General features: G+C 39.5%; 21 protein-coding genes and 2 tRNA genes. 11 read left to right on the forward strand and 12 right to left on the reverse strand.

The annotated features are described in order from the left end of the window. Nucleotides 1-90 precede the first annotated feature (90 nt). The 5 genes from AC0IWT_RS08430 (at nucleotide 91) to rodA (ending at nucleotide 5,817) form a co-directional block, all read left to right on the forward strand. Nucleotides 91-1,113 carry a rod shape-determining protein gene (locus tag AC0IWT_RS08430; protein ID WP_056092903.1) on the forward strand — a complete coding sequence of 341 codons (1,023 nt, stop codon included), beginning with the start codon at nucleotides 91-93 and terminating at the stop codon, nucleotides 1,111-1,113. A gap of 90 nt (nucleotides 1,114-1,203) precedes the next feature. Continuing rightward, nucleotides 1,204-2,043 (forward strand): rod shape-determining protein MreC, encoded by an 840-nt coding sequence (mreC, locus tag AC0IWT_RS08435; RefSeq protein WP_471796802.1) that lies wholly within the window; start codon nucleotides 1,204-1,206, stop codon nucleotides 2,041-2,043. Further along, nucleotides 2,040-2,555: a hypothetical protein gene (locus tag AC0IWT_RS08440; protein WP_056871321.1), complete on the forward strand. Its 516-nt coding sequence runs from the start codon at nucleotides 2,040-2,042 to the stop codon at nucleotides 2,553-2,555. Before mreC ends, AC0IWT_RS08440 begins: the two co-directional genes overlap by 4 nt. Continuing rightward, nucleotides 2,555-4,555 carry a penicillin-binding protein 2 gene (gene mrdA, locus AC0IWT_RS08445; protein ID WP_471796803.1) on the forward strand — a complete coding sequence of 667 codons (2,001 nt, stop codon included), beginning with the start codon at nucleotides 2,555-2,557 and terminating at the stop codon, nucleotides 4,553-4,555. Before AC0IWT_RS08440 ends, mrdA begins: the two co-directional genes overlap by 1 nt. Beyond that, a complete protein-coding gene (gene rodA, locus AC0IWT_RS08450) occupies nucleotides 4,555-5,817 on the forward strand; it encodes a rod shape-determining protein RodA (protein ID WP_471797210.1) in 1,263 nt (420 codons plus the stop codon). The genes mrdA and rodA overlap by 1 nt, the downstream gene beginning before the upstream one ends. Here rodA and AC0IWT_RS08455 read toward each other — a convergent pair. The 3 genes from AC0IWT_RS08455 to AC0IWT_RS08465 all read right to left on the reverse strand — a co-directional run bounded on the left by AC0IWT_RS08455 (nucleotide 5,814) and on the right by AC0IWT_RS08465 (nucleotide 8,314). Then, nucleotides 5,814-6,608, reverse strand: coding sequence for an SDR family NAD(P)-dependent oxidoreductase (locus AC0IWT_RS08455; RefSeq protein WP_471796804.1), 795 nt, complete (start codon nucleotides 6,606-6,608; stop codon nucleotides 5,814-5,816). The genes rodA and AC0IWT_RS08455 overlap by 4 nt on opposite strands. A 7-nt stretch (nucleotides 6,609-6,615) precedes the next feature. Next, the gene (locus AC0IWT_RS08460; protein WP_471796805.1) at nucleotides 6,616-7,773 is read right to left on the reverse strand and encodes a hypothetical protein; all 1,158 of its coding nucleotides are present in this window, start codon (nucleotides 7,771-7,773) and stop codon (nucleotides 6,616-6,618) included. A 310-nt stretch (nucleotides 7,774-8,083) separates the two neighbouring features. Continuing rightward, nucleotides 8,084-8,314 (reverse strand): PLDc N-terminal domain-containing protein, encoded by a 231-nt coding sequence (locus tag AC0IWT_RS08465; RefSeq protein ID WP_471796806.1) that lies wholly within the window; start codon nucleotides 8,312-8,314, stop codon nucleotides 8,084-8,086. A 310-nt stretch (nucleotides 8,315-8,624) separates the two neighbouring features. Here AC0IWT_RS08465 and AC0IWT_RS08470 point away from each other — a divergent pair, with 310 nt between their 5' ends. Beyond that, a complete protein-coding gene (locus AC0IWT_RS08470; RefSeq protein ID WP_056871327.1) occupies nucleotides 8,625-9,206 on the forward strand; it encodes a thymidine kinase in 582 nt (193 codons plus the stop codon). Nucleotides 9,207-9,366: 160 nt separating this feature from the next. Further along, on the forward strand, nucleotides 9,367-10,158 hold the full coding sequence (locus tag AC0IWT_RS08475) for an NAD(P)-binding domain-containing protein (RefSeq protein WP_471796807.1): 792 nt from the start codon (nucleotides 9,367-9,369) through the stop codon (nucleotides 10,156-10,158). Nucleotides 10,159-10,184: 26 nt separating this feature from the next. Here the strand turns inward: AC0IWT_RS08475 and AC0IWT_RS08480 are convergent, their stop codons facing one another. The 6 genes from AC0IWT_RS08480 to AC0IWT_RS08505 all read right to left on the reverse strand — a co-directional run bounded on the left by AC0IWT_RS08480 (nucleotide 10,185) and on the right by AC0IWT_RS08505 (nucleotide 17,345). Beyond that, the gene (locus tag AC0IWT_RS08480; protein ID WP_471796808.1) at nucleotides 10,185-13,562 is read right to left on the reverse strand and encodes a DEAD/DEAH box helicase; all 3,378 of its coding nucleotides are present in this window, start codon (nucleotides 13,560-13,562) and stop codon (nucleotides 10,185-10,187) included. Nucleotides 13,563-13,598: 36 nt separating this feature from the next. Beyond that, on the reverse strand, nucleotides 13,599-14,459 hold the full coding sequence (locus AC0IWT_RS08485; protein WP_471796809.1) for an alpha/beta hydrolase: 861 nt from the start codon (nucleotides 14,457-14,459) through the stop codon (nucleotides 13,599-13,601). A 19-nt stretch (nucleotides 14,460-14,478) separates the two neighbouring features. Beyond that, entirely contained in the window at nucleotides 14,479-14,943 is a 465-nt protein-coding gene (locus AC0IWT_RS08490) for a pyrophosphohydrolase domain-containing protein (protein ID WP_471796810.1), read from the reverse strand. Nucleotides 14,944-15,051: 108 nt separating this feature from the next. Continuing rightward, the gene (locus tag AC0IWT_RS08495) at nucleotides 15,052-15,765 is read right to left on the reverse strand and encodes a LytR/AlgR family response regulator transcription factor (RefSeq protein ID WP_056871332.1); all 714 of its coding nucleotides are present in this window, start codon (nucleotides 15,763-15,765) and stop codon (nucleotides 15,052-15,054) included. Then, on the reverse strand, nucleotides 15,762-16,760 hold the full coding sequence (locus tag AC0IWT_RS08500; RefSeq protein ID WP_471796811.1) for a sensor histidine kinase: 999 nt from the start codon (nucleotides 16,758-16,760) through the stop codon (nucleotides 15,762-15,764). Before AC0IWT_RS08500 ends, AC0IWT_RS08495 begins: the two co-directional genes overlap by 4 nt. Nucleotides 16,761-16,862: 102 nt before the next feature. Then, nucleotides 16,863-17,345, reverse strand: coding sequence for a GNAT family N-acetyltransferase (locus AC0IWT_RS08505; protein WP_471796812.1), 483 nt, complete (start codon nucleotides 17,343-17,345; stop codon nucleotides 16,863-16,865). Between the two features lie 84 nt (nucleotides 17,346-17,429). On the opposite strand from AC0IWT_RS08505, the gene AC0IWT_RS08510 reads away from it, so the two are divergent. From AC0IWT_RS08510 to AC0IWT_RS08520, 3 genes are all read left to right on the forward strand, one after another. Then, nucleotides 17,430-18,071: a DUF47 domain-containing protein gene (locus AC0IWT_RS08510; protein WP_471796813.1), complete on the forward strand. Its 642-nt coding sequence runs from the start codon at nucleotides 17,430-17,432 to the stop codon at nucleotides 18,069-18,071. Between the two features lie 77 nt (nucleotides 18,072-18,148). After that, entirely contained in the window at nucleotides 18,149-18,424 is a 276-nt protein-coding gene (locus AC0IWT_RS08515) for a hypothetical protein (protein WP_471796814.1), read from the forward strand. Between the two features lie 66 nt (nucleotides 18,425-18,490). Beyond that, nucleotides 18,491-19,090: a hypothetical protein gene (locus AC0IWT_RS08520; protein WP_056871337.1), complete on the forward strand. Its 600-nt coding sequence runs from the start codon at nucleotides 18,491-18,493 to the stop codon at nucleotides 19,088-19,090. 40 nt (nucleotides 19,091-19,130) lie between these two features. On the opposite strand, the gene AC0IWT_RS08525 is transcribed toward AC0IWT_RS08520, so the two are convergent. Continuing rightward, a complete protein-coding gene (locus AC0IWT_RS08525; RefSeq protein ID WP_471796815.1) occupies nucleotides 19,131-20,726 on the reverse strand; it encodes a S41 family peptidase in 1,596 nt (531 codons plus the stop codon). A 646-nt stretch (nucleotides 20,727-21,372) separates the two neighbouring features. On the opposite strand from AC0IWT_RS08525, the gene AC0IWT_RS08530 reads away from it, so the two are divergent. Then, complete coding sequence (locus tag AC0IWT_RS08530) at nucleotides 21,373-21,795, forward strand: SRPBCC domain-containing protein (RefSeq protein ID WP_056871339.1); 423 nt, start codon at nucleotides 21,373-21,375, stop codon at nucleotides 21,793-21,795. Between the two features lie 52 nt (nucleotides 21,796-21,847). On the opposite strand, the gene AC0IWT_RS08535 is transcribed toward AC0IWT_RS08530, so the two are convergent. Together AC0IWT_RS08535 and AC0IWT_RS08540 are read right to left on the reverse strand one after the other, a co-directional pair. Next, nucleotides 21,848-21,920, reverse strand: a tRNA-Phe gene (locus tag AC0IWT_RS08535). 114 nt (nucleotides 21,921-22,034) lie between these two features. Next, a tRNA-Phe gene (locus AC0IWT_RS08540) sits at nucleotides 22,035-22,107 on the reverse strand. Nucleotides 22,108-22,188 lie beyond the last annotated feature (81 nt).

Genomic DNA, 22,188 nt, shown 5'->3' on the forward strand with positions numbered 1-22,188 from the left:
TAAAGAAAGTTGAACTTAAAACAATAAAAAACCTATTTTTACATTAGGTTTAATATAGATTTAACAAATTAAAGAAAATATAACTCATACATGGGATTATTCAATTGGTTTACGCAGGAAGTTGCCATCGATTTAGGCACTGCGAATACCCTAATTATACATAACGACAAAGTGGTTGTAGATGAGCCATCTATTGTTGCATTCGATCGTACTACTAATAAAGTGATCGCAATTGGTCGCCAGGCCATGCAAATGGAAGGTAAAACCCATGATAATATTAAAACCGTTCGCCCATTGAAGGATGGGGTGATTGCCGATTTTAACGCTGCTGAAGCGATGATAAAAGGCATGATCCGAATGCTTAATGGCGGTAAAGGCTGGATGTTTCCATCACTACGAATGGTTATTTGCATTCCTTCCGGGATTACTGAAGTGGAGAAACGTGCCGTACGCGATTCGGCGGAAATTGCAGGTGCAAAAGAGGTTTACTTAATTCACGAACCAATGGCTGCCGCGGTTGGTATTGGGATTGACGTGGAGGAACCGATGGGTAATATGATTATTGATATCGGTGGTGGTACCACAGAAATTGCTGTTATTGCATTGTCTGGTATTGTTTGCGATCAATCTATCCGCGTTGCGGGAGATAATTTCGACTCGGATATTGTAAACTACATTCGCCGCCAGCACAACATTATGATTGGCGACAGAACTGCGGAGAAAATTAAAATTGAGGTTGGTGCAGCGCTACCCGAATTGCAGGATGCTCCGGCAGATTTCGCCGTGCAGGGCCGTGATTTAATGACGGGTGTTCCTAAACAAATCACCGTTTCTTATACTGAAATTGCGCACTGTCTGGATAAATCTATCTCTAAAATTGAAGAAGCGATTTTAAAAGCTTTAGAGATTACACCACCAGAACTTTCTGCAGATATTTACCAAACCGGTATTTATTTAACAGGCGGCGGTGCGCTGCTTAGGGGTTTGGATAAACGTGTTGCAGCAAAAACAAAACTACCTGTTCATGTTGCTGAAGACCCACTGCGTGCAGTTGTTCGCGGTACTGGCATCGCCCTTAAAAACATCGGAACTTATAAATTTTTAATGCAATAAATCACGTTGTGCGTTTTAGGTTAAAAGTTTTAAGTCGTGTATACTTAGAGCATAAAACTTACAACGTAATACTTAAAATTTACAACTGGAATGCGTAACCTTTGGATTTTCATAAGCAGATACAACGCATTTTTCTTATTTATTATCTTTTTTTTGATCGGAATTTATTTAACGGTCAAAAATAATGCTTATCAGCGAAGCGTAACTCTCAATTCTACAAATGAGGTAGTTGGTACAGCCTATGAGCGTTTTAACGTTTTTAAAAGGTATTTGAACTTAGGGAAAGTGAATGATAGTCTGGCCGCCGAGAATGCCAAGCTTAAAACAACACTCCTGGCTTTAACAACAGTAGATTCTGCTAAGGATGTTAAAGTTATTGACACGACAACCAATCAGCAATACACCTACATTGCGGCCAAAGTGGTTAAGAACTCGGTAACCTTGCGAAATAATGTCATGACGGTGAATAAAGGAACGCTTGACGGACTGGAAACCGGAATGGCCGTTATTTCACCGCAGCGAGGCGTAGTTGGTTTTATACGTGATGTTTCTGCTCACCTTGCAACGATTCAGTCGTTATTGCATAAAGACACAAAAATTAGTGTAAATATTAAAAGAAACAACGCCCTTGGCTCTTTGGTGTGGGGCGATAATAATTTCGATATCCGTAAGGCTTTTATTAAAGAAGTTCCAAATCATATTAAAATGAATGTTGGTGATACGGTGGTAACTTCTGGTTTAGGCAAATTTCCCGCAGGAATTTTAGTGGGTAGGCTTAGCAGAACAAACATCGCAACGAATGATAATTTTTTGTCGGCCGAATTAAATTTATTCAATGATTTTTCAACTTTGCAGTATGTTTACGTGATTAAAAACAAACTTGCTAAAGAACAGGAACTTTTAGAAAACCCGGTTAAGCCAAAAGAATGAGCAGTAGATTAATAATAATAAATATCATAAGATGGTTTATCCTGCTTTTTGTTCAAATCTTTTTGCTCAAAAACATGGGCTTTTATGATTTATCTACACCTTTCATTTACGTGCTGTTCCTGCTTTTGCTTCCATTCGGTATTCCGAACATCCTCCTTTATTTATTGGCCTTTGGAACGGGTTTAACACTCGATGCCTTTTACGATACCATGGGCGTACATGCAACAGCGTGCGTGGTTTTGGCTTTTGTTCGCATCTCTTTCATATCTATAAGTTTGAATAAAGACGCCATTGACGACCCTGAACCTGCTTTAAGCTACATGGGATTCCAATGGTTTGCACTATATTCTTTTCTTTGCATCAGTACCCATCATCTTGTTTTGTTCTTTTTAGAAACCTTTAGATTAACAGAAATTGGCTATACCTTAATGAGATGTGGCATAAGTTGTATCTTTACGCTTGGATTAATCTTATTGGTTGAGTTTATTTTCTATAAAAGGACGTCCCGCTAATGGAGCAATTATTTAATCGGAAATACATCATTCAAGGCTTGTTTATTGTGGTGGCCATTATTTTGCTGGCCAAGCTGTTTTACATACAGATTGTGAGCGATAAAGCCTTTGTTGCTGCCGAAAGTAATGTGTTGAAGAAAAAATTCAAATACCCTGCCCGCGGTGCAATTCTGGATAGAAACATGAGGGTTATTGTGCAGAATGAGCCCGTGTACGATTTGATGGTTATACCAAACGAGGTAAAATCTTTTGATACGGTGGCGCTTGCGAATGCGCTCGAAATCTCGATAGAAGAGGTTCGCAAAAGTATGCGAAAGGCAAAGCTCAAGTCGAACTACCAGGCCACCCCATTTGCAAAACAAATTTCTGTACAGAGTTATGCTCGTTTGCAGGAAATTATGTACCGCTTTCCGGGTTTTTCAACTCAGGACAGAACCATACGTCATTACCCAGACAGCGTTGGCGGCCAGTTATTTGGCTATGTTAAAGAGGTTAGTCAGGATGATATTGAAAAATCTGAAGGTTATTACCGGTCTGGCGATTACATTGGAAAGAGTGGCTTAGAGCGTTCTTACGAAGAAATTTTACGTGGCGAAAAAGGTGTGGTCAACACCGTTTATGATGCCAGAAATACACCTCAGGGCAGTTATGCCAATGGAAAATATGATGTAAATGCAGTTTCCGGGGAGCGTTTGATTTCCGGCATCGACATTCAGGTGCAAAAACTTGGTGAAGAGTTGATGAAAAACAAGGTCGGCGCAATTGTAGCAATTGAGCCATCAACCGGAGAGATTCTGGCCTTTGTGAGTAGCCCGGGTTACGACCCGAATTTACTTGTAGGCAGAAGTCAGGGCAATAACTACATGGATTTAATTGGGAACCCGTACAAACCTTCCATCGTTCGCCCGATACAGGGAAAGTATCCTCCCGGCTCATCGTTTAAACCTATTGACGCATTACTCGCCTTGCAGGAAGGTGTAATTGATGTGAACACAACCTTCAACTGCCCGGGATATTATATGGCAGGTAACCACAAGGTGAAGTGTGAACACGTTGACGGAAATATAAGCATGCGACGAGGCATTGCACGAAGCTGCAATACTTATTTTTGCCACGTTTTTCAAAAACTTATCACAAAGAATGGCATGAAAAATCAACGTCAAACCTATCAGGATTGGCGGGACAAGATTGCGAAATTTGGTTTCGGTCAAAAACTCGACATTGATTTACCATTCGAAAAGCAAGGCTACTTTTACAACGCCGACCATTACGACAAAATTTACGGTAAGCGATGGGGTTACACAACTGTAATTTCGCAGGCCATTGGCCAGGGTGAAATAACGGCAACTCCTTTACAAATTGCAAACGCAATGGCAATAATTGCCAACCGTGGCTATTACATAAAACCCCATCTGATAAAAGCGATGGGCGATAAAATTAAAAAAGAGTACAAAGAAAAAAATTACGTTGGTGTAGATGAAAAATATTTCGAGCCGGTAATTGATGGCATGCAGGATTGTGTAAACAGCGCCTGGGGAACAGCAACATTATCAAGAATACCGGATTTACTGATGTGTGGCAAAACCGGAACGGTGCAAAATCCACACGGAAAAAACCACTCCGTATTTATTGGTTTTGCACCAAGGGATAACCCAAAAATTGCGATTGCCGTTATTGTAGAAAATGCTGGTTTCGGAAGTACTTATGCGGCACCAATAGCCAGTTACCTGGTAGAGAAATACATTAAAGGTAGCGTTACCGGCGCAAGGGCAAATCAGGTAGAGTGGATGAAAAGCCAGAATCTATTGCCTTTGCTTATCGACAAAAGTAAAAAACTGAAACTGACAAAAGCGGATAGTCTGATAATTAAGAAAACAGATTCTATGAAACGTTTAAACGACAGTTTAAGGCTGAAGGCAGCTACTGCCAAAAGGCCCATCTCTGCGCAGCTAATGCAAAAGCCAGCAACAACCGCACAAAAAGAACAGAATAAAAAATGATGCAACAACAGGGTAACAGGTTTTTCTTTAATGTTGACTGGATAACGGTTCTGATTTATATTGCATTGTGCGCAATCGGTTTTACCAATATCTACGCTTCAATTCCACATCCTGATAACGCAGCAGGCTTTGATTTCTCCAGCAGCTACGGAAAACAGTTAATCTATATCGTTTCGGGGTTGGTTTTAGGCTTATCAATTTTACTGTTCGATGGAAGGCTTTTCAATGTATTTGCGCCTTTTATCTACGGCGGAACTTTGCTGCTGCTCATCGCGGTGCTGTTTATCGGGCGGAATGTTGGTGGCAACCAGGCCTGGATCCCAATCGGTTCATTCAGGTTGCAGCCATCTGAGTTTGCAAAGTTTGGCACAGCACTACTTTTGGCGAGGTATGTAAGCACATTTAACCCAAAGTTTCGGGATTTGAAAACCATCTTAATTGCCGGAATCATTGTCGCTGCCCCACTTTTGCTCATCATGATGCAGCCAGATACGGGCTCGGCTTTGGTATTCCTCGCCTTTATGTTCCCCCTTTACCGCGAAGGCTTATCGGGCTATTTCCTTTTGATATTTTTAGGGATGATTGTTTTGTTTGTGGCCGATTTTCTTGTACCCACAACGATATTAATCCTTATTCTTGTTGCAATTTGCGGCTTATTTATCTACGCCAACAAGCGTAAACAGAAACTAATTATTACAACCGTTTTCGTAACGTTAGTTGCAATCGGGTATTTGTTTCTGGTTAAGGTAGCTTACGAAAAAGTACTCCAGCCACATCAACGGAACCGCATCGAATTAATGCTTGGTTTAAAAACAGACAACAAAGGTGCCGGCTATAATGTAATTCAATCTCAAATTGCAATCGGCTCCGGACAAGCAACCGGAAGGGGTTTTTTGCAGGGAACACAAACAAAATACGGCTATGTTCCGGAGCAAAGTACCGATTTTATTTTCTCTACCGTGGGTGAAGAATGGGGCTTCATGGGTTGCTCAATACTTATCGGTTTGTACAGTTTTTTACTGCTCAGATTGATAAATCTCGCAGAACGTCAGCGTTCGACTTTCTCCCGGGTATATGGCTATAGTGTTGCCTGTATCCTATTCTTCCACATATTTATAAATATTGGAATGACGATTGGCATTATTCCGGTGATTGGTATTCCTCTCCCGTTAATCAGTTACGGCGGTTCCTCTTTGTGGAGTTTTACCATCCTGATTTTTATCTTTTTAAAACTGGATTCGAACCGGATGGGCTTTATTTAAAGAATGGAGCGGATTAAACCACCCTCAACTCTAATGGATGCGCCATTTGTACCGGATGCCAAAGGGCTTACATAATACGTTACGGTATTTGCAATTTCCTCAACATCTAAAAATCTCTTTATAAGCGATGTTGGGCGCATATCTTTAAAAAAGTCCGTTTCTACTTCTGCCACCGTCAAATTTCCTGATTTCGCTAAGTCTTCGATAAAACCACCCACCCCTTTCGACTTTGTCGGGCCGGGCAAAATCGCATTAACGGTTACTCCTGTGCCTTTCGTTAATTCTGCCAACCCCCTGCTCACGGCAAGCTGTGCTGTTTTAGTCATGCCATAATGAATCATTTCATCAGGAATAAAAACAGCAGATTCGCTTGAAATAAAAATGATTCGACCCCAGTTTTTAGCAAGCATTTTTGAAAATACCGAGCGTGACAGGCGGATACCACTCATCACATTCACCTCAAAAAACCTGAACCAGTCTTCATCAGAAATTTCATCAAATGCAATAGGCTCAAAAATCCCGGCATTGTTAATCAGGATATCAATCTCAGGTAACTGCTCAATTAGTGAATTTACTTCCTCCACCTTCGAAAAGTCTGCTGCAATCCCTGAAACGTTTTCGCTGCCCGAAATTTTAGCCAATGCTCTAAGAGCCGCATCAACACGCTCTGCGCTCCTCCCGTTTATAATAACTTTGACACCTTCTTTTAGTAAACTTTCGGCTATCGCATAGCCAATACCTGCAGTAGAACCGCTAATAAAGGCTGTTTTGTTTTTGAGCTGTAAATCCATATTTTTTTTAGCGGGAGAATCTTCTGTTTAATAATTCGTAAAACTGATCTACTGTAGATTGCTTAGATCCCCAGTTATTTTTAACCGCATAATTATTCTGTAAGAAAGTGTCTGCAGATTCAAAATTTGGCATTTTATTCACAATATCGAGTGCTTCTGAATAAGCCAGATTGTATCCGTTGAATAAATCTTTAATAAAAAGTAGCTTCTCATTCAGGTTAATTGCCTGTTTTAAATCCGCAATTGGCGCCTTAACTGGCTCATCTTGTGCACTATTCGTTTTTGCCAGCAAATCATTTAACGAAGGAGCCGGTTTCGAAGATATAGGTTCACTTGCAGGTTTTACAGGAATGGCGTGAGGTGTAAAAACCGGCCGCTCAGTTTCCACAGGTGGCGAAATGATGTCATCATCAAGGTCGACATTTTTTAAAGCTTCAATTGGTTCAGATTGGTGCGGCGCAAATGATGAGTCTGCCTCGGTGTGGTTTACAGGATGCTCCTGCTCATGTGGTATTAAGAATGGCTCCGGACCAATTTCATCTTCGTCGACTGCTAAAGGTGCCTCTTCAATCGGCTCCTGCTCTTTTTCCAGGATGCGTTTCTTCTGCGCCAACACCTCTTCTTCTGCCTTGCTTAATGGTCTATCGAAGATTTCATCTACTGATTTTTCTTCATAATCGAACTTATCATCGTTGCTGTGATTACCCAACACAAATTCAAAACTCTTTGATTCCTGATCAGGCTTAAAAAAATCTTTTTCTAATTCTCCCGTTTTCTCCTGCTGAATGAACTTGTTTTCGAATATTTCTTCTTCCGGAAGTACATCAACACGTTCTTCTTCTTCCTCGGCTGTCGCAATTTCTTCAAGTTTTCCGTCGTCTTCAGCTTCCTTTTCCTGCTGATAGAGTTGCTCGGGCAGTATAATCGTATTTTGTTCTTCGAGCAATAAACCTGCGTCAGTTTCCACCGGTTTTTTTGCTTCCGTTAATGTGTTAAGTTTCTTAACTACTTTAACATGGTCTGCGAGGAAATCGGCATTAGCCAGAAAGAGTTCGAGCTCTAACTCATTTAATTCTTCAGGATTTTGAGCCAGAAAATGGTATTGCTCGTTAAGCTCTGTCAAAATTGCACCTATCTTTCGGAAAATATCTTGTTGGTTCATCATAAATTATAAAACGATTTTTTAGGTGATTTATGTTGGTAACTATGTATCCAAAAATAACACTTAATTATGGTATTCAATTTCAATGATCAAATGATAAAAATTTCACCATATTATCAAAGGTAATTTATCTTTTAAAATACACTATCGTTGTTACCGATAGGTGTAACGCTTGTCGTTCCGCTAAAATAATTATCATAATAACATAAATACAGCGATTATGTTAGAGATTTATTTTCAAATTTTTTCTGAGCCTGCGCCAAACTGTTTTCCTATCAAAGCAAAATAAAACAGCTTGGAGAGATAACGAACATCAAATTTCCCGCGATTTTGGTTTGGTAAAAAATCGGGTGAAAACCAAGTATATAATTGGGCCAAGCAATGGAAGAAATATAACCAGCAAAATCCACATGGTTTTGTTATACCTCAAGGGCAGATTGGTAAACATATCGACTATCGCCCAGACTGGGACAATTATGCCTAAAAATAACAAAAACAACTCTTCAATTCCCATAATGAATTTTAAATTACCGCTCAACGCCATGTAAACAAATGTAGTTGTATGAAAAGAGATTTATTCTACACGGGAAGTTAATGAAAATTTTAGGTTCTTTATAGTATAAGCCGCTGCATTTTGGCGATGGTTTTTCTTAATGCTCAGCTCATATTTTACTATCTTTGGCTGACACTTTGAATTTAAAAAGAGCATAGATTTGCATATATCTAAAGTTAAATGCTTGTCACTCTTTGTCATTCGAAATAATTGAAGTTACAACCGGGCCACTTCAGTAAATTAATATGATATTTGTTCGGTTTAAAAATTATCATACGACAGAGAAAGTAAAGGATTGAGCATGTTATTCAGCGAACAAAATTTTAGGAGAAGAGGTGAATTTTCAGGAAGTATAGAAGTTGTATGTGGCTCTATGTTTTCTGGAAAAACAGAGGAACTTATTCGCAGGTTAAAAAGAGCTCAGATTGCAAAGTTAAATGTTGAGATTTTTAAACCCCGCACGGATACCCGTTACCATGAAAGTGCTGTAGTGTCACACGATTTAAATTCCATAAATTCTACACCGGTGGATAACGCATCGGCCATACTTTTATTGGGCGCAAATACACAGGTTGTTGGCATTGATGAAGCTCAGTTTTTTGATAACGAACTGCCAGAAGTATGCAATAAACTTGCAATGAAAGGTATCAGGGTGATTGTAGCAGGGTTGGATATGGATTTTACCGGTAAGCCTTTTGGACCAATGCCGGCATTAATGGCCATTGCAGAACATGTAACCAAGGTTAATGCGGTTTGCGTTTGCTGTGGTAACCCTGCTTTATTTAGTTACCGAACCGTTGCTGATGAATCGACTGTACTTTTGGGAGAGAAAGAAAGCTATGAGCCGCGGTGCAGGGCGTGCTACAATATCGATAAAGGTTAAATCCGTTGACAAATCCATTGGTTCAATAGTCATTAGGTCGCTGGTTAAGGTGCTTTGCTGATTCGCAGTCGCTATTTGAAGATTCACTGTAATTGCTCATTTTAAGTATTTTTGCTATCGGTTGCGAAACCTTTAAGCTTATCCGCTAACGCATAAAATCATGAAAAAAAAAATTTCTATTCTCGGTTGTGGTTGGTTCGGTTTTGCACTTGCCAAAAAATTAATCGAAAATGGCTATAATGTTAAAGGGTCGACAACAACGCCGGAAAAAATTCCTTTGTTGGCAGAAGCTAAAGTAAAACCATTTCTTATAAATTTTACCGGGGAGGAAATTGTTGGCAACGACAATTTCTTTGATGCTGATGTACTCTTTATCTGCATACCGCCTAAAAGAAATTCAGCCGAGCTGGAAAGCTATCCTTTCAAAATCAAATCGATTTTAGAAAGTGCTGAAAATAGAAGTGCAAACATTGTGTTAATTAGCTCGACAAGTGTGTATGGCGACGAGAATAAAACCGTGAACGAAAATACAGCAACCAGGCCTGATACTGCTTCTGGCGGTGTAATAGCGGATGCGGAAGAAGTTTTTAAAATAAAATACCCTCAAAATTATACCATTATCCGCTTTGCGGGATTAATCGGCCCGGAGCGCAATCCTGGTCGCTTTTTTGCCGGCAAAACCAATGTGCCTAACGGCTTGGCGCCAATAAACCTCATTCATCAAACGGACGCTGTAGGCATAGCGATTTCTATTTTAGACAAGCAGGCTTTTGGGAGAATTTACAATGCTTGTGCACCAACACATCCATCGAAGCAGGAATTTTATACCAAAGCAGCACTCGATAGTGGCTTGCAGAGCCCGGAATTTGTTGCTGAAAAAGCGAGCTGGAAGATAGTAGAGAGTATAAATGTTCCGGAGTTTTTGGGTTATGCCTTTGAAATTAAGCTTTAAGTGCCGATTTCCTCCGCGAAAAATAATTAACTCAACAAGCCCAATAATTCCTGCCTGCTTAGGTTTTTAAACAAGCCGTTTTCGTTCTGAATTAAATCTTTAACCAGATCTTTTTTCACTGCCTGCAGTTTCATAATTTTTTCCTCAATCGTATCCGGGCAAATCAGGCGAACGGCCATTACATTTTTATGCTGGCCAATGCGATACGCCCGGTCAATGGCCTGGTTTTCTACCGCAGGGTTCCACCAAGGGTCAACGAGGTAAACGTAATCGGCTTCGGTTAAATTTAAACCCGTTCCACCGGCCTTTAAACTGATTAGAAAAACCGGAACGTCGGTATTCTGGAATGATTGCACGACTTCCTGCCGCTTTTTAGTCTGCCCGGTTAAATATTCATACTTAATGCCTTTAAGCTCAAGCGCTTTTTTAATTAAATCGAGCATGGTTACAAATTGCGAGAAAACTAAAATTTTATGATTTGCGGCCTTAACCTGAAGCTGTTCTATAAGCACATCAATCTTTGATGATGCCTGTAAATAGGACTTCCCATCGGCAAGCAGGGCTGCAGAGTTGCAAATCTGCCTTAGTCGGGTTATACTTTTTAAAACATGCATAGAACTTTTAGGCAACTCATCTTCAGTTTTCCCTAAAATATAATCCTGAATTTCCTTTTTATTTGCCTCATAAACTTCACGTTGCTCCGCTCCCATTTCACAATAAAGGATTACCTCAGTTTTATCGGGTAGTTCTTTGGCAACCTCTTCTTTAGTTCTTCTTAAAATAAAAGGCCGAATCTTTTTCTGCAATTCAGCCGCCCGTTTGCTGTCTTTAAACTGATCAATCGGCGTAGAGTATAAATCTGCAAACTGTTGTTTACTACCAAACAAACCCGGACAAGCGAATGAAAGTTGTCCATACAAGTCGAACGTATTATTTTCTACGGGCGTTCCCGTAATCGCCACTTTATTTCTGGATTGCAACATGCGCACCGTTTTATACCGCTGCGATTCGGGGTTCTTTATGTTCTGCGATTCATCCAGAAAAATATAATTGAAGCGATAATCTTTCAGAAAGCGAATATCGGAAAGTAGTGTGCCGTAAGATGTGAGAACAATTTCATAATTGTCAAAATCATTCGAATTTTTTGTCCTGTCGGTTCCGTAAATGGTTTTCACCTTAACAGATGGCGCAAATTTTTCAACTTCCGTTTTCCAGTTAAAAATTAACGATGCCGGCACAACAATTAGATTTGTATTCCGTACGACTTTTTTTCGTTGCGTTAAAATAAAGGCAATTATCTGAATGGTTTTACCCAATCCCATATCATCGGCCAGGATGGAACCAAAGTTAAAATCATCCAGAAAATTCAGGCGGTTTAAACCGTCTTTTTGGTATTCACGCAGTGTAGCATTAAGTTCTTGGGGTATTTCAATATCAGTGGCTAAATCTGCTCCATCAAACTTCTGTTTAAAACTGCTGAGCTCATTTTTAACATGGCCTTCAAGCAAAGCATCTTCATACAAATCATTTATTACTGCAAACTTTATTTTTCGGGTAAGCAAAGTGTCCTCAACAATTTCACCTGCGCTGAAATAACCCGTAAACTTTCTAATCCATTCTTCAGGCAAGATGCCCTGGGATCCATCATCAAGCGTAACAAATTTGCTTTTATTTCTAATCGATTTGTGCAGGTGCTTCAGCGCCACATTTTGCGCACCAAACTTCAGCTTTACTTTGGTTTCAAACCAGTCTGTTCCGCTTAAAACTTCGATATTAATTGCAGCTTTGTAGGCATTAAGCTTGTTGTTTTTGAGCTGGTTGAAACCTAAAATATGAATTTCTTTGCTTCGCCATGCCTCAAAAGCATCTAAAAACCAAAGTTCTTCCAAAAATCTTTTTCGATGGAGGTAATACGAATCGTTCGTTTCCTGATCGTAAAAGAAAGGATGTTGCCTTAATATTTCAGCAATAAATTGCAACTCGGCCTCTTCATCACGCTTCACGGTAAAAAGATTACCGAACTTATCCTGCGATTGAATTGTCTTTTTAGAAAGCACTGGAATTTCCAGGTTACCATAACGCATAACCGGAGTAATCAGAATAAAATCTTCAGATTCTGACAGGTAAACCAGTTTTTCCAATTCCAGATCGAAGCCCTTTTCCTCAATTTGACCCTGCGTTGCCGGTTTAAGGAAGGAATAATCCACCTTTATATTGTTTTCTAACTGAATAAGTATGTTTTTTTGAAACTCCGGATATTTGCTTTTGTGAATAACAAGGCGATTGCTTTGCTTTACAAAAAAACCTATCACCTTAATCAAATCTGCATTAGCTAAAAGGTAAAGCTGGTTTTTCAGTTGCACAAAATAGTTATACCTGATAACGAGATTATCGAGGGAATAGGCATTTCCATTTATCTGTAAACGGCCGTTAATTTCGAAAAAATCGTCTTTTTGATTCACAGATAAATGTAAATCACCATCAAGTAGCTGCAAGTCGACAGGTAGAATTGATGAAGGCTGAATGTTGGAATGCAGTTTATTATCATGTAGGAAAACGGGCATTTTCCGGGGGTTTTTAACTACCGATTTTAATGCCTCAATTTCAGCGGCAACATTTTCCGTTGTATAGTTATTTTGAAACCTCGCAATTCCGCTATAAAACTTCAGCTCAGCACTGTCTTCTGTTTTGAAGAGATAATCTGCAGGATTAACCACTTTCATCGGGTTTTTAACTTTCCCGGTTTTAGTAAGTGCAGCCTCGAACAACTCGATATTGAGCTGCCCGTAATAGCGGTGGTTACCTAGCACGAGCAGAAGTGGCGTGCCTTCAGCATTTGAGATCGAGACAGTTGTTTTAGCCGGCAGTAAGGCAGACTGAAGCTGTTGCCGGGCTTCCGTATTAAAGGCCTGCAAGGCGGCTAGTTTCGGTGCGATGGTAAGCACATGATGTTCTAATTTAAGGGCAAAAAGCTCTTCCAGATTTTTTTCGTTTTCCAAACCGTAATCCGCAGCTATTTTGGTTAGTTTTTGTCGCCTTAAGTTAGCGTCAAAGAAAATCTGTAATTCCTGACGCTGCAAAATGTTATATAAAATCTGCGCCTGATGCTCACAAAGCTTATTTTTAAGGGCATCGCAGCGACACGATAATTTAACGGCGTTTTCAGTTTGCTGAACCTGAACCAGGGGAAAGGTTTGCGACGCTGAGGGGTGCGTGAAGGCGGCAAAATTTATCTCAATTTGCGTGGGATGGAGTTTAAAGAAGTCTTTGGTATCAGTGTGAATTTGATTGCTTAAATGCCTTAAAATAAAAATATTGCTCAGATCCTTCAGATTAAAATCCTTCAAAAGGTAATCGAAAGGATTGCCCGTTTGAGAAGCTAAGTTCGATTTTTCTCCATCCATCAGTACAATATAACAAGAAATTAGATAAAGGATTTTTTAAAGTGATGAATTAATGAGCGCTACAATGTCGGCGATAACATCTGTCGATTTAAGAATTTTATAATGGCCGGCGCCTGGGTAAGCTTTCGATTTTATACCTTCATTTTCGGCTAAAAACCCGGCTAAAAAAGGATATGGAGAAATGTGGTCTTCCTCGTCGTAGGCTAAGAAGTGATTAAAATCAGCTTCGAGTGTGTATAAACTGGTAAGATTGAAATGCTCCGCATTAACCGGAAATTCCTCACTAAAGTTTTTAAAGAAATGCGCTTGCGCCAACCTGCCGATATTTACCGAATCCATGCTTTGCTCAAAATTCTCCTTCAGCCTTATTAAAGGTGCAATACTGATTAACAGATTAGGTTTCAATGGTATTTCCTGAATTGCAATTACGTTTGCCATACCTCCAAGCGAATGGCCAACAAGGATATCCGGTGTGGCATAGTTTTCTGCAATTGATTTTATTGCATCTGCATAAAGCATCAGGTTAGAATATTCTGAAATAGAGCTACCATTTCCCGGCGCATCAAAAGCGATAATTTCCAGGCTGTCAATCTTCCGGAGTTCTACAATCAGTTCGTAAAAATCTGCCGCTTTCGAGGCCCAGCCATGCGTAAGCACTACTTTTGTTGCCCCTTTTCCCCAGCTAAAGCAATTAAATTCGAGTTCTTGTCGCGTAAAATAAGCATCGAAAACCTTTAAGCTAAACCTTGTTGATTCGGCCAAAAGCGTTTCCTGATGCAAACGCAAAGGCATTTTAGGTGAGTAAAATATAAATTCGCGTATTAATTTTTCAGCATCGCGGTGCTGATTTTCTGCTGAGATTTTAAGCTCATTAACAATTCCCTTAAGTCTCTTCAAAATTTTCTGATGTTTTAAATTAAAGTAAACTTTTTAAATCCGCTGGCGAATAATTGACCGATTTAAGGGTCTTATCGTCGCCTTTTCTGAAAACCAAAAACAATCCATCAACTTCTTTATGGTAAGCTTCAGTACCATCTTTATCAAGGTAAAACCGAATCGTTTGTTCTGCTTCAGCAACGGTTTTGCAAGCCTTACTCATGTTCGAACGATGCACTTCATCAAACAGGGTTTTAAACTTAGCGCCTAAACCAAACTCGTGAATGGCACCAGCCAAAACATACTGCAAATCGCAAAGCGCATCGGCCACTTCCACTAAATCATCGTTTTCTACAGCATCCTGCAACTCTTTCAACTCTTCTGCCAGTAACGAAATACGAAGATTAGCCCGCTGTTTAGATGGAATAACCGGCGCATCCAAAATTGGATGTTTAAAAGTGGTGTGAAACGCTGCAACCTGGGTTAGCGCATTGGGCTCTTGCATAAATTTGTTTGATTTAAATTCTCAGCAAACTTAAAAAAATCGGGCTAAAATTTACCGACAATTTATGAACATCCTACCCTTTCATTTTCGCCCTATCGCCTGCGTAATTTAGCGTCTTTCCCGCACGATTTTAAAAAAATCTTCCTTGTAGGTATCACCAATGGGAATGGATTGGTCGGCAATGAAAAGTGCATTCCCATCTATCGTTTTAATTTTTTCGAGGGAAATAATGTACGATTTATGAACCCGGTAAAACGGCGGATGTGGTAATTGCGTTTCCAGCTCCCGCAAAGACTGATAGGTAATAATCCGCTGAGTGGCCGTGTAAACAGAAACATAGTTCTTCAGGCCTTCAATGTATAAAATTTCATTATAATTAACCTTGATGAACTTGTTTTTGGTATCTCCTTTTATAAAAATAAAATCGCTTACAGAAGTTGATAAAGGTGCGGCCTCGATTGGTGTTGGCGAAATAATCTGACGGGCTTTTTGGGCAGCCTGATAAAACCTTTCATACGAAATCGGCTTTAGCAGGTAATCTACAACGTTTAGGTCAAAACCATCCAGCGCATATTCGGGATAAGCTGTGGTTAAAATAACTTTACATTTATCGCCACAAATTTTCAGAAACTGAATTCCGGTTAATTCAGGCATTTGGATGTCGAGAAACACCAAATCTATTTTCCCCTCCTGCACCATGCCCAAGGCTTCAAAGGCATTCGTGGTGGTTGCAACCAGTTCTAAAAAAGGTGTTTTATTAATGAATGCGGCGATAATATCCGAAGCGTAAGCCTCATCATCAACAGCTAAACAGCGAATCATAAATTTAAAATTAAGGTTGTTTTATAAGTATTTCCGTTGTTCGAAACCAGTAAATCGTGCTTATCAGGGTAAATTAAATCGAGCCGCCTGTGTACGTTAACCAAACCCACACCACTCGAATGATCCTTTTGTGCGTGGCTTATTTTGTTGCTCACTTCGAAGCTCAGTCTTTTATTTTGAACCTTCAACCGAATACGAACCGGTTGGGCCTGGTCGTTTAGTACGCCATGCTTAAATGCGTTTTCAACAAAAGGAATCAATACCAGCGCAGCGATTTTTTGCTGACTTACCCCTAGCGAAGTAAAATCAACATGAAAGTTTGGTTCGAAACGCATTTTGAAAAGTTCGATATAACTCTCTAAATAAGCGACTTCCTTGTCGAGGTTTACCATTCCATCCGGACTTTCGTTCAGCGTATAACGCATTAAATCAGACAAGCGAAGTACCGCAGTCGCAAGTTTATCAGAAACCGGAATGGCAAGTGAATATACGTAGTTTAAAGTGTTGTATAAAAAATGGGGGTTTATCTGCGATTTCAAAAATGCCAGTTCTGACTTTACAACTTCAGCTTTTAGTTTCTGGTTGGCTTTTTCTGTTTTAAAATTTTGCTGAACGCTGTATATCGCTGCAGGTATTACCAGAAAAGAAATGCTGTAATAAATATTATCCGATATGTACTTTGAAACCTTCGTATCATCAGAGTAATTTTTCATTCCAAACCATTCGAAATACAGCACCTGCTCAATCAGGTACCTCGAAGCGATGAAAAAGGCGATCGTAAGTAAAAGTGAGCCAATCAGGTACAAGATTTTATCACGTTTTAAAAAAAAGGGATATATAAGCAGATAACAGATGTAAAATTCTAGAATCTGAATAAAGTTCATCGAAATATCAAATGCAGATTGCCTTAAGGTAACGCCCTTAATAAGTACCTCGCCGTAGAGATAAGCCAATACGAGCACCCAGCAGACGATGTGGATTAGTATTGTTTTCATTTGTTTCATGCTGTAAAACTCTGCAAAGCTTTAAAATCCATCTAATTTGTTATCTCAACTACCTTAAAAATTATCCCAATGGGATTTCAGCATACCAGGCAGCTATAAAACCAACAGCATCCAAACGTTGCAGGCGAAGTGACCCGAATTTCCAAGTGGTGCATTCAGCTTTTTGAAACCGATTTTTTCGTACATACTAACTGCCGTTTCAAGTTCTGGAAAAGACTCGAGATATATTTCGTTATAACCAAAGTGCTGGGCAGATTCTATGCTTTTTTGCATCAGCGCTTTACCAACGCCTTTGCCACGAGCGGCGGCAGATACATAAAATTTAACCAGTTCTACACATCCTTCAGGCAAGCCATCGGTTGGGAAAATCCCACAACCGCCCAATAAAATGCCATTTTCCTCTGCCAGCCAGTAAACAGAACCTTCGCGTTTAAACACTTCCGATAAATGGTCTGTTGTTGGATCAGTGTACACCGTTCCAGGTTTATCTATTTTAAATTCCCTGAAAATTACCCTGATTAAATCTGCTAATTCCTTGTTGTCTCTTTCTTCTATTTTACGAAAACTTATACCCATATTCTTTTTAATTCGAGATCATAATAAACGCTTGATGTTCTGTTAATATACCAAAGGTACATTTACTAATATTTTAAAGGAAACATGAATCAGATATTTAGTTTATTTATACCGAAAGATAAAACTTTCCAGCCGCTCTTTGAACAAAGTGCAGAAAACCTGGTTAAAATTTCAGAAAGCTTCATCACATTTATACGCTCGTCGGAACCGGCCGAAAAGGTAAAAATCGCTAAAGAAATAAAATCGCTTGAACTTACCGGCGACCAGGCCACGGATACCATTTACGCCGAACTAAACAAAAGTTTTATTGTTCCTTTTGATAAACAGGATGTACATGCACTTGCAACTTCGATTGATGACATTGCGGATGACATTTTAGGAACGACTTTAAACATGGAACTTTATCAGCTTGATACCTCAAATGTTGCAATGTTGAAACTTGCAGAAATTATAGCTAAAATGTGCAGTCAGCTTTGTACAGCGATAAAAGAATTAAAGCATTTTAAAAATAAACAGTTAATTATAAACGTTTGCGTCGAGGTAGGCCAAATGGAAAGCAAAGCCGACCGACTTTACGAACAGGCAATTTCATTGCTTTTCGACAAAGAAATAGATGCAATATCGCTCATCAGGCAGTCGGAAATACTGGCACAACTGGAAAAGACAACTGACAAATGTGATGATTTGGCAAATGTTATTGAAACCATATTTCTTAAAAACGCTTAATTAGAATGCTGAAATGCTTTTCGCAAAAATTCAGCAAACAAAAAGCTTAGTTATGGTTTTATTATTAAAAGACCATTATGGAAAATAAAGATATTAAACCGCAGATTTCGAATTCGAACCCAGACCCAAAGCCAACTGAAGATGCTCAGTCTTTGGTTGAAACAATAATTCCATCAACAGAAGACAGCGCAAGTACAACCACAAAGGAACAGGCTGCTGATAAAAACAGTTCTGCCGATGCTGCTGAGGATAAAAGTGATGCAAAAGCTGAAGCAGATACGCCGGGCAGTGACGAAAAGCCAGAACAGGACGCTGGTGACGACGCCGATGAAATTGAAACCGTAGCGCCATAACGATTAGGCGGTTTGTAAAAAAGCCCGCAACTGAAATAGTTTTCATATTTTGGCGTTATGATACACATGAAAAAGACACTAATGTTTTGCTTGTTAACCATTTCTATATTTGGTTGCGGCATCAACAAGCAGGCGCAGCAAATTAAGGCGCTGGAAGCCTGTACGTATAAAATAAAAAACGTTAACCAGATTACTTTAGCGGGTTCTGATTTAGGGCGACTTATAAATCAGCAGGATTTTAACCTGGCAAGTTTACCCGGAGTAGCATTAGGTTTGTTAAGAAAGGACATTCCGTTGCGGGCCAACCTTAATTTAGAAATAACCAATCCATCGGCAGACCTCGCTGCAATTAATCAGTTCGAATACAAAATACTGGTAAACAATACCGATTTAGCTGAAGGTATCGTAAACCAGGCAGTTAGCATCCCCCAAGGTCAAACCGTAACCGTTCCTGTGCAGATGGGCAGCAATATTTATGGCCTGATATCGAATGGAAATGTGCTCAACGATATTATTAAAGCCGCTCAGAAAGGTTCTAAAAGCGATGAAAAGCTGGGTTTGCTCACCATTAAAATTAAACCAACAATAATGATTGGCAATACGCCGGTGAAATATCCAGGATACATCACCATCAACAAAGACATTAGCAGTAAAATATTGTTATAAACAATAAGGCCCCGATTATAAATCGGGGCCTTATTGTTTTTTAGAACTTTCTGTGGGGTTCGTAAATCATCCCTTTAAAACTATTCTGATCCAGCTGGTCTGCAACCAGCTTAATTTCTGAAACTGATAATCTGGCGGGCATGGTTGTAGATTGCGCATTTAAGCTGCCAGTTTTAGCCGGCGAGGTTACGAAACTTCCTGTTCTCGCATAGAGTAATGCATAAGCCAAAAGTGTTTCACTTTCATCGCCCCAACCCTTAGTTAAATCTTCGAAAGCCTCTTTATCAACTGTTAAGCCCGAGTAGTAACCGCCTGTTCCAGCCTGATTTTTCGTTTCAAACTCAGGAATGTACATATCCACCTTATCAATCTTTATTGGGAAAAACCCTACAGGCTTGCCGTAGGTAGTTGTGCCGATTAACTTTACATCCATCACAGGCTTTAAACTGTTAACCGTTAACTCACTTGCCGAGGCGGTAGAACTTGTAACAATAAAATAGACCCGGTTTAAATTTAGGGAGCCTGATTTTGCAAATTTTTCAACGTTATCTGATGAGTTTGCCGAGTAATCTAAATCTGCATAAGTTGCGTACTTACCGTTTACACCGCTTGTATAGGTTTGAACTTTTCCCGCATCATCCAACAAAGGCTGATTGGCCAAGATAGAAGCTTTACGCTGTGCAGTGGTTAAGTTTTGCAGATAAGTATTGTAATAGGTAGAAAACATGGTATTCCCGTTTTGCGCCATCGGAGTAAGAATGTTGATTATCTGTGTCGCGGTGCTTACAAAACCTCCGCCGTTATACCTTAAATCAACCACAACTTCTGTAACACCCTGGCTCGCAAAGCCGTTAAATTCTGAGCTTATTGCTGCCGAAGCATTGTTTGTAAAACTATTGAAAACAATATAACCCACTTTTTTCGTACCTGCAGTATACACGTTTGTATACAGTATTGGATTTACTGTATAAGTTGCTCGGGTTACGGTAGCCGATTTTGTGGCGCCGGTTAAATCAATAAAAGTTAAGGTTACAGAAGCATTGGTGCCGAAAAGGGCATCATTTAAAAAAGAAATATTACTCGTTGTATAGGTTAAGCTCGTCCGCCCGTTTACTGCTGTTATTTTGCAACCCCTGGTTAACCCCTGCTGGCTTGCCGGCGAATTCGGGTAAACATATTTAACTCTTAAATCGGTTGTAGTATTGTACATAACTGAAAAACCATAATCATTTTCAGTGCCATTCACATCTGCTTTCAGCGATGCTTTTTTGCCTGCTGTGCCATAATCGAAAAAAGAATATTTTGGCGTGGTAGAGGTTGCACTCACATACTCATAGGGCTTACCGGTTGCGGGGTCGGTCGAGAATTGGGTAATCGCAAACAATTCAGTCTCATTAGAACTGTAAGAGCGTGGTTTAAAGTTTTCGTATGTTGGCAACGAGGTATTCCAATAATAAAGTTCTTTAGAATACAGAAATATCGAATCCTTTGTCAGTTCATCCCTCGTTCCTGTTACCGAAGGTGTTGTTGGTGGAACAACTACATCAGGGACAGGCGAACTTTTTTTACACGATGTGAATATCGAAAGGCACACCATCGAAATGAGGCAGATTGAGTTAACAATATTTTTTTTCATAGGAATTACAAGAAAGGTGTTCTGTATTATATATACGTCAAATTAGCACTAAAAGTTCGCCCGAAGCAAATTTTTACGATATACATAAACTAATGTAACAACAAATATCGAATTTGAGTTAAGGTTATAGGTAAACCAAAGAAAAATGACGGTATACAAAAAAGCCTTTCATTGCTGAAAGGCTTTTGCTGCAACTTGGGATGTTGTTACAGAGGGATTCAGTCCTTCTACCAACTGAAATGTTTTAATAGGCGTATATTTTGATGTTAATTTTTTTTACTTGCTTCCTTTATAAAAGAGCTGATCTGTTTTGCTCAATCTTTGGATTTGTATCTTTTCAAAATATGAACTGATAATACCATAAACCCTCGGCTGATTACTGAAATAAAAATAGCCAAATTAAGGTAGCGCAGTTGATAAAGTAGATGAAAAGCTCCATAAAGTCGAAGTAGCAGGCAATCTCGAAGATTTAGATACCGCCACCACTTACAAAAGAAGAAGATAATGGCTTTAAAGGCTTAATCAAACGTTTGTTTAAATAATTAAAATTTTACACCCTTGCCCCAAAACCCGAAAGTTGTCGCCTTTGCCCCTCCAATTTCTTTATGTTTTTAAGGATATTTGATTGGGAAACACAGAAATTATTATGGAAAAGCTAAAATTTAAAAAAGAAATTAACGCTTCTGCTGAAAAAGTTTGGGAGGTTCTTTTGGGCGTAAGTACCTATCCCCTATGGACCGCAGTATTTGCAGCGGGTTCGACAGTTGAAACGGATTGGAAAAAAGGTAGTAAAGCCTACTTTTCTGATGGAAAAGGGCATGGAATGGTTTCGAGGATTGAAGAAAACATCCCGAACCAGTTTATTTCGATTAAGCATCTTGGCGAATTTAAAGATGGAAAAGAAGACCTGAATAAAGATTGGGGCGAAGCATTTGAAAACTACACTTTGGAAACCGTGGAGGGTAAGACACTGCTCACAATTGATCTCCAAATCAGCAAAGACTGGGTTGATTATATGGAAAAAACCTGGCCCGCGGCGCTTGAAAAAGTTGCAGAACTTGCAGAGTAGTAAGCTGATATCAAAAAAAAAGCCTTTCATTTCTGAAAGGCTTTTTAGGAAGTGGTGCCACCTGGATTCGAACCAGGGACACAAGGATTTTCAGTCCTTTGCTCTACCGACTGAGCTATGGCACCTCCTGTTAAGGATTGCAAATGTAATATTCTTTTTTTCAAATACAAGAATGGATTTAAAAATCATTCGTTGTAGTTAAACCAAAAAGCCTTTCAAAATTGAAAGGCTTTTGGAAGTGGTGCCACCTGGATTCGAACCAGGGACACAAGGATTTTCAGTCCTTTGCTCTACCGACTGAGCTATGGCACCTCCCGTTTGGGATTGCAAATGTAGTGTTCTTTTTTCAAAAGCAAAATTTTTTTTAAAAAAAGCGTTTCAGTACCTCATTAT

It is taken from the genome of Pedobacter sp. AC464 (genome assembly GCF_979253075.1).

What these genes read in the sequence shown, in the direction of transcription:
- AC0IWT_RS08430 (WP_056092903.1), top strand. Translation starts at nt 91, where the DNA reads ATGGGATTATTCAATTGGTTTACGCAGGAAGTTGCCATCGATTTAGGC.
- mreC (WP_471796802.1), top strand. Translation starts at nt 1,204, where the DNA reads ATGCGTAACCTTTGGATTTTCATAAGCAGATACAACGCATTTTTCTTA.
- AC0IWT_RS08440 (WP_056871321.1), top strand. Translation starts at nt 2,040, where the DNA reads ATGAGCAGTAGATTAATAATAATAAATATCATAAGATGGTTTATCCTG.
- mrdA (WP_471796803.1), top strand. Translation starts at nt 2,555, where the DNA reads ATGGAGCAATTATTTAATCGGAAATACATCATTCAAGGCTTGTTTATT.
- rodA (WP_471797210.1), top strand. Translation starts at nt 4,555, where the DNA reads ATGCAACAACAGGGTAACAGGTTTTTCTTTAATGTTGACTGGATAACG.
- AC0IWT_RS08455 (WP_471796804.1), bottom strand. Translation starts at nt 6,608, where the DNA reads ATGGATTTACAGCTCAAAAACAAAACAGCCTTTATTAGCGGTTCTACT.
- AC0IWT_RS08460 (WP_471796805.1), bottom strand. Translation starts at nt 7,773, where the DNA reads ATGATGAACCAACAAGATATTTTCCGAAAGATAGGTGCAATTTTGACA.
- AC0IWT_RS08465 (WP_471796806.1), bottom strand. Translation starts at nt 8,314, where the DNA reads ATGGCGTTGAGCGGTAATTTAAAATTCATTATGGGAATTGAAGAGTTG.
- AC0IWT_RS08470 (WP_056871327.1), top strand. Translation starts at nt 8,625, where the DNA reads ATGTTATTCAGCGAACAAAATTTTAGGAGAAGAGGTGAATTTTCAGGA.
- AC0IWT_RS08475 (WP_471796807.1), top strand. Translation starts at nt 9,367, where the DNA reads ATGAAAAAAAAAATTTCTATTCTCGGTTGTGGTTGGTTCGGTTTTGCA.
- AC0IWT_RS08480 (WP_471796808.1), bottom strand. Translation starts at nt 13,562, where the DNA reads ATGGATGGAGAAAAATCGAACTTAGCTTCTCAAACGGGCAATCCTTTC.
- AC0IWT_RS08490 (WP_471796810.1), bottom strand. Translation starts at nt 14,943, where the DNA reads ATGCAAGAGCCCAATGCGCTAACCCAGGTTGCAGCGTTTCACACCACT.
- AC0IWT_RS08495 (WP_056871332.1), bottom strand. Translation starts at nt 15,765, where the DNA reads ATGATTCGCTGTTTAGCTGTTGATGATGAGGCTTACGCTTCGGATATT.
- AC0IWT_RS08500 (WP_471796811.1), bottom strand. Translation starts at nt 16,760, where the DNA reads ATGAAAACAATACTAATCCACATCGTCTGCTGGGTGCTCGTATTGGCT.
- AC0IWT_RS08505 (WP_471796812.1), bottom strand. Translation starts at nt 17,345, where the DNA reads ATGGGTATAAGTTTTCGTAAAATAGAAGAAAGAGACAACAAGGAATTA.
- AC0IWT_RS08510 (WP_471796813.1), top strand. Translation starts at nt 17,430, where the DNA reads ATGAATCAGATATTTAGTTTATTTATACCGAAAGATAAAACTTTCCAG.
- AC0IWT_RS08515 (WP_471796814.1), top strand. Translation starts at nt 18,149, where the DNA reads ATGGAAAATAAAGATATTAAACCGCAGATTTCGAATTCGAACCCAGAC.
- AC0IWT_RS08520 (WP_056871337.1), top strand. Translation starts at nt 18,491, where the DNA reads ATGAAAAAGACACTAATGTTTTGCTTGTTAACCATTTCTATATTTGGT.
- AC0IWT_RS08525 (WP_471796815.1), bottom strand. Translation starts at nt 20,726, where the DNA reads ATGAAAAAAAATATTGTTAACTCAATCTGCCTCATTTCGATGGTGTGC.
- AC0IWT_RS08530 (WP_056871339.1), top strand. Translation starts at nt 21,373, where the DNA reads ATGGAAAAGCTAAAATTTAAAAAAGAAATTAACGCTTCTGCTGAAAAA.